This is a genomic window from Barnesiella sp. ET7, from assembly GCF_024733785.1.
Taxonomy (GTDB): Bacteria; Bacteroidota; Bacteroidia; order Bacteroidales; family Barnesiellaceae; genus Barnesiella; species Barnesiella merdigallinarum.
The window spans coordinates 1-1,116 of sequence record NZ_JANRHM010000054.1 but is presented as its reverse complement, the minus strand read 5'-3'; the positions used below and the strand labels follow the sequence as shown (position 1 = coordinate 1,116).

Annotated in this window: 2 protein-coding genes; one reads left to right on the top strand and one right to left on the bottom strand. The window is 36.0% G+C overall.

All coding sequences use genetic code 11. The annotated features are described in order from the left end of the window. The coding region (locus tag NW211_RS13845) for a hypothetical protein (protein ID WP_258328269.1) at positions 1-362 on the top strand (362 nt) is incomplete at its 5' end. A gap of 1 nt (position 363) precedes the next feature. Here NW211_RS13845 and NW211_RS13840 read toward each other — a convergent pair. Further along, positions 364-1,038 carry a hypothetical protein gene (locus tag NW211_RS13840; RefSeq protein WP_258328268.1) on the bottom strand — a complete coding sequence of 225 codons (675 nt, stop codon included), beginning with the start codon at positions 1,036-1,038 and terminating at the stop codon, positions 364-366. Between the last annotated feature and the right edge of the window lie 78 nt (positions 1,039-1,116).

Sequence of the window (1,116 nt, the reverse complement as noted above, 5' to 3'; positions counted from 1 at the left end):
TATACGGCATGATGAAAACCATCCAGCAAACACACAATATCAAGCCGGGCAATGAATGTAAGCGTCCGGCCATGCCGTCCGGTTTCAAGAACAGGCTCAAGTATTTTGCTTGCAGCTTGCCTTTATATGGGCTTAAACGGGTTTACCTTTCTCGCCATGCCCGTTTGTATGTCAAAATCTGCCTGTTCTGCATTTGGGTGATTACCATTGCTACGGCGGCCTTTATTGCCTATGACAATGCAGTTCTTAGGAAAGAGAACTATAGACATCAAATGCTACATCAATACCTACGTAAAGATACAAATACAGCAAAAAGAATAGATAAATTCGATTCCCAATATTATAATCAGAAAATAGATTGAATCAAAATTCTTCTTTTATATAATTGTATGGTCCGTAAATTAGCCGGGCTGCGTATTTGTTCCCGTAAATTTCAACCAAATCACTTTCGTATTGTATTATATCAGTATGTAAAGCAGTATAATACTCGTCTATTAGACTATACCAATGGCCATCCCATAATGGTGAAATACCCCCACCATACGTATTTAGGCCATTTTCTGTTTCGACTTTGCTCAATTCATATTTGTCACACAATACTTTATAAAGATTTTCTTGTTCCTCAACAGCTTCCTTTTGCGTTTTAGCTTCTTTTATAAAAATGCAAGAGTTAAAGAAACTATTTATTCCATCAGATTGAAAAAGGAAATGGACTGAATCAAAATCATAGCCTGCGTATTTTATATTTCTAAAAGAAATCACAGTGCTTCCTGGATTATAAACAGGCTCGCCATATTTGTTTTTCAATAATTCCATTGCTTCTTCGCGAGAAATGCCGAATGAAATGCCGCCTATATTTTTCACTTGCTGTCTTCTGAGATTGTTCTCTAAGGTCTGGAATATAGAATCCATTTTTACACGTTCATCCACAGACGCATACTGATAGTATTCTTTCAATTGCTCGAAAGACGGTGTTGCTTCTTGCGCTCTAACAACTATAGACGCAATAAGCATTATTCCAAACAAAACGATTCTCATAGCAGTTCATTTTTAGTTCTAATTGCAAATATAGCATAATTTATTGTAATCGCCATTTATTTGCAGCTGAATAATATA

Coding starts and splice junctions, on each gene's coding strand:
- NW211_RS13840 (WP_258328268.1), bottom strand. CDS start 1,038: ATGAGAATCGTTTTGTTTGGAATAATGCTTATTGCGTCTATAGTTGTT.